The 4,277-nt window shown below is 63.3% G+C and carries 5 protein-coding genes; 2 read left to right on the top strand and 3 right to left on the bottom strand.

Going from position 1 to position 4,277, the window contains the following annotated elements; genetic code table 11:
* Positions 1–66 precede the first annotated feature (66 nt).
* Entirely contained in the window at positions 67–960 is an 894-nt protein-coding gene (locus EOD15_RS29735; protein ID WP_127409094.1) for a dihydrodipicolinate synthase family protein, read from the bottom strand.
* A 110-nt stretch (positions 961–1,070) separates the two neighbouring features.
* Between EOD15_RS29735 and EOD15_RS29730 the strand changes: the two genes are divergently transcribed.
* Entirely contained in the window at positions 1,071–1,721 is a 651-nt protein-coding gene (locus tag EOD15_RS29730; protein ID WP_164762190.1) for a GntR family transcriptional regulator, read from the top strand.
* 54 nt (positions 1,722–1,775) lie between these two features.
* On the opposite strand, the gene EOD15_RS29725 is transcribed toward EOD15_RS29730, so the two are convergent.
* Together EOD15_RS29725 and EOD15_RS29720 are read right to left on the bottom strand one after the other, a co-directional pair.
* On the bottom strand, positions 1,776–2,075 hold the full coding sequence (locus EOD15_RS29725; protein WP_127323030.1) for a hypothetical protein: 300 nt from the start codon (positions 2,073–2,075) through the stop codon (positions 1,776–1,778).
* Positions 2,076–2,484: 409 nt separating this feature from the next.
* Positions 2,485–3,981 carry a CoA-acylating methylmalonate-semialdehyde dehydrogenase gene (locus EOD15_RS29720; protein ID WP_127321434.1) on the bottom strand — a complete coding sequence of 499 codons (1,497 nt, stop codon included), beginning with the start codon at positions 3,979–3,981 and terminating at the stop codon, positions 2,485–2,487.
* A gap of 212 nt (positions 3,982–4,193) precedes the next feature.
* Between EOD15_RS29720 and EOD15_RS37075 the strand changes: the two genes are divergently transcribed.
* The coding region (locus EOD15_RS37075; protein ID WP_148129697.1) for a LysR family transcriptional regulator at positions 4,194–4,277 on the top strand (84 nt) is incomplete at its 3' end.

Raw genomic sequence — 4,277 nt, 5'->3', positions numbered from 1 at the left:
CACGTAGGCGCTGCCCCTCATCTGGCTGCCGCCATCTTCTCCCCGTGAACGGGGAGAAGAAAGCCATCAAAATGTCGGCAGCTTCGGCCGAACCGCGAGCGCATCCTTGACGATCTTCTCGACGGCCTTGCGGCGCTCGCCCGACAGCGGCTGGCGCGGCATGCGAACGCGGTCATTTGTGTTGATCGCGAACACTTCGGCAAGCTTGATGTTTTGGACCAGATAGGTCGAGACATCGAGATCGAGCAGCGGCCGGAACCAGCGGTAGATGGCGAGCGCCTCCTCGCGGCGGCCCTGCTTCATCAGCTGGAATATGGCGACGGTCTCGCGCGGGAAGGCTGTGACCAGTCCGGCGACCCAGCCGATGGCGCCAACCGACAGCGCCTCGAAGGCCAGATTGTCGACGCCGGTGAACAGGTCGTAGCGAGTGCCCAGGCGATTGATGATCTCGGTCGAACGACGGATGTCGTCGGAGGATTCCTTGATCGCGACAAAGCGCCTGTCCGACGCCAGCTCCTCCATCTGGTCGACGCTGACGTCGACCCGGTAGGCAAGCCGGTTGGAGTAGATCATGACCGGCAGGTCGCCCGCCTCGGCGACCGCGCGCAGCGCCGCGACCGTCTCTTCCGCATTGGTGTGGTAGATCGGGCTCGGCACGACCATGAGGCCACTGGCGCCTTCCCGGCTCGCGCGCTTGGCGATGCTGGCCGCCTCGCGTGTGCCGGCCTCGTTGACGGTCAGCAGCACCGGCTTCTTGCCGGCGACCTTCTGTGCGGTCTTCAGCACCTCGATCTTCTCGTCGGGCGACAGCATCGGCCCCTCGCCGAGCGACCCGCAGACGATGATGCCGTCGCAACCGGCCTCCATCTGCAGGCTGAAGCAGCGCTCCATCTCGGCATGATCGAGACGATCATCCGCGGTGAATTTAGTCGTGACGGCGGGAAAAACTCCGGTCCACATGATCATCTCTCCATCTGATATATCAGTGGTATATCTATTAACAAACCCGCTGTCAATGCGGATTCCGTTATGATATATCAAGATATATCAGGAGAGCGCATTTGATATCCATGGCTGCAAGCACCTCGGCAGAGCCGGCCGCGACCAGGGCATACCATGTGCTCGAGCACATGATCGTCACGCTCGAACTGGCCCCGGCAAGCTTCGTCACCGAGGGCGCCCTGATCGACAGGCTCGGGCTTGGCAGGACACCGGTGCGCGAGGCGATCCAGCGGCTGGCATGGGAAGGGCTGCTCGACGTCAGGCCACGCGCCGGCATCGCCATCGCCCCGCTCCATCCCGGCGACTGGTTGCGCGTCCTCGATGCACGTCGCGGCGTCGAGGTGGTGCTGGCCCGCTCGGCCGCCCGCTTCGTCACCCGCGAAGCCGCCGACCTGTTTCACGAAGCAGCCCTTGCGATGCAGAAAGCGGTGATCTCGGGCAACGTGCTTGCCTTCATCCAGGCCGACAAGGCTCTCGACGAAGCGCTGGCGCTGGCTGCCGACAATCCCTTCGCCTCCCGTCTGGCCGCCCCCTTGCAGACCCACAGCCGCCGCTTCTGGTTCCGCTACAAGGCCGAGACCGGTCTTGCAGAATCCGCCGAGCACCATGTCGCGCTGATCCGCTCGATCCTTGCCGGCGACGAGGAGGCCGCGGCCAAGGACGCCAAACGCCTGATGGCGCTGCTGCGCGGCCACGCCGAGACGGCCGCCACGCGCTGAACGTCCTTTTATATCCGGTGCGCTTTCGTCGCCGGCGCTTCCTAGAAGCTCGGGTCAAGTCCCTGGCAAGGCAGCCGCCGCCATCAACGAACCGTCCCAGCCTTCGCCCGCCGTGATGACGCAACTCTGACCATGGGTGTCGGTGGCAAGAATTGTCCAGGTGCCCCGGTCGGAGACGAATATCTCAAGAATCAGGCTCGGGTTTACCAAGCCGCGCGCCGCCTCGCTTTCGTGGAATTTTTCCCCGAGCGCTTTGATCATATCCGCACGGGCCGCGCATTGCTCCGCCAGCGCCGGGACAGCGGGACACGCAAAAATTGCCGCGAAAAATAGCGTTGCCACAAGACGGGTCATCTGACACCTCCTTGCGCCAGACGATGTCCCCGAAGCTGTCGCCAGCGCCGTTGCTTGATCTGCCGTACCTCCTTGCGGCAGGACTGCAGACCAAGACGGCAGAACCTACTTGGTTCCATCACATTAGCGTTCAAGCGGATAGGCGCCACCGGATTGCAAAAAAACGCCCGGGCGCGAGCGCCCGGGCCTTAATCCAAATCAATTTGTTGTCCGGTCAATTCATGATCGGGATGACGAATTCAGCACCGTCCTTGATGCCGCCCGCGCGACCGCAGCCGAAGGCGAGGACGCGCAACCAAGAAATCGTCCGGTCAGTTCATCGTCGGGATGACGAATTCGGCACCATCCTTGATGCCCGCCCGCGCGACCGCAGCCGAAGGCGAGGACGCGCAACCAAGAAATCGTCCGGTCAGTTCATCGTCGGGATGACGAATTCGGCACCATCCTTGATGCCGGACGGCCAGCGCGAGGTCACCGTCTTGGTCTTGGTATAGAAGCGGAACGCGTCCGGGCCGTGCTGGTTGAGATCGCCGAACGAAGATGCCTTCCAGCCGCCGAACGTGTAGTAGGCGATCGGCACCGGGATCGGCACGTTGATGCCGACCATGCCGACCTGGACACGGCTTGCAAAGTCGCGCGCGGCATCGCCGTCACGGGTGAAAATGGCGACGCCATTGCCCATCTCGTGATCGTTGGCGAGCTTGATCGCGCTCTCATAGGTCGGCGCGCGCACAACAGAGAGCACCGGCCCGAAGATCTCTTCCTTGTAGATACGCATGTCCGCGGTGACGTTGTCGAACAGGCAGCCACCCATATAGTAGCCGTCTTCATAGCCCTGCATGGAGAAGCTGCGGCCGTCGACGACCAGCTTGGCGCCTTCCTTGACGCCGGTATCCACGTAGCCCTTGACCCGTTCCAACGCCTGCGCCGTCACCAGCGGGCCGAAATCGGCGGAAGAGTCCGTCGAAGGACCGACCTTCAGGCTCTCGACGCGCGGGATCAGCTTTTCCATCAGCCGGTTGGCGGTATCGTTGCCGACCGGGACGGCGACCGAGATCGCCATGCAGCGCTCGCCGGCCGAGCCGTAGCCGGCGCCGATCAGCGCATCGACGGTCTGGTCCATGTCGGCATCAGGCATGATGATCATGTGGTTCTTGGCACCGCCGAAGCACTGCACGCGTTTGCCGGCGGCCGTGCCGCGCGAATAGATGTAGTGGGCGATCGGCGTCGAGCCGACAAAGCCGATGGCCTTGATGTCGGGATCGTCGAGGATGGCGTCGACCACGTCCTTGTCGCCATTGACGACATTGAGGATGCCCGCCGGCAGACCGGCTTCGAGGAACAGTTCGGCGATGCGCATCGGCACGCCCGGATCGCGTTCCGACGGTTTCAGGATGAAGGCGTTGCCGCAGGCGATGGCCGGCGCGATCTTCCACAGCGGGATCATCGCCGGGAAGTTGAACGGCGTGATGCCGGCGACCACGCCGAGCGGCTGGCGCATCGAATAGACGTCGATGCCGGCGCCGGCGCCGTCGGTGAATTCGCCCTTCATCATGTGCGGTGCGCCGATGCAGACCTCGACCACTTCGAGGCCGCGCTGGATGTCGCCCTTGGCGTCGGCGATCGTCTTGCCGTGCTCGCGCGCCAGGATGTCGGCCAGTTCGTCATAGTCGCGCGCGACCAGTTCGAGAAACTTCATCAGCACGCGTACGCGGCGCTGCGGGTTGGTCGCGGCCCATTTCGGCTGCGCTGCCTTGGCATTCTCGACCGCCGCGCGCAGTTCCGCCTGCGAGGCCAACGCCACCGTGCCGCGCACGGAGCCGTCCATCGGCTGCATGACATCCTGCTTGCGGCCGCTGGTCCCGGCGACATGCTTGCCGCCAATGAAATGACCATAGTCGATCATGATTTCTCTCCCTGTTTGTGATGCTGCATTGTCCGCCTTTGGCCGGCGGATGGCAACGCGAGTGAGAACGCAACCGTTGTGCGGAGAATAGATAACGATTGACGAGCGAGCATCAATTCCCGCAAATGGTGGGATGCAATTGCTGCCGTGCGGATTGAGATTGAGTTCCACCACAGAACGCAGCGTCGATAATTGTCATCTGGATCCTCCCCATGAACTGGGATGACGTCCGCATCTTCCTCGCCGTGGCGCGCGCAGGCCAGATCCTTGGCGCGGCCAAACGGCTGGAGCTCAAC

The organism is Mesorhizobium sp. M7A.T.Ca.US.000.02.2.1, from assembly GCF_003996995.1.
Classification (GTDB): Bacteria; Pseudomonadota; Alphaproteobacteria; order Rhizobiales; family Rhizobiaceae; genus Mesorhizobium.
Note: the sequence above shows the minus strand (reverse complement) of the source record. Positions and strands in the feature narration are given on the sequence as shown.

Excerpts from the sequence above, each read along its gene's own strand:
- EOD15_RS29735 (WP_127409094.1), bottom strand. The coding sequence starts at position 960 with ATGTGGACCGGAGTTTTTCCCGCCGTCACGACTAAATTCACCGCGGAT.
- EOD15_RS29730 (WP_164762190.1), top strand. The coding sequence starts at position 1,071 with ATGGCTGCAAGCACCTCGGCAGAGCCGGCCGCGACCAGGGCATACCAT.
- EOD15_RS29725 (WP_127323030.1), bottom strand. The coding sequence starts at position 2,075 with ATGACCCGTCTTGTGGCAACGCTATTTTTCGCGGCAATTTTTGCGTGT.
- EOD15_RS29720 (WP_127321434.1), bottom strand. The coding sequence starts at position 3,981 with ATGATCGACTATGGTCATTTCATTGGCGGCAAGCATGTCGCCGGGACC.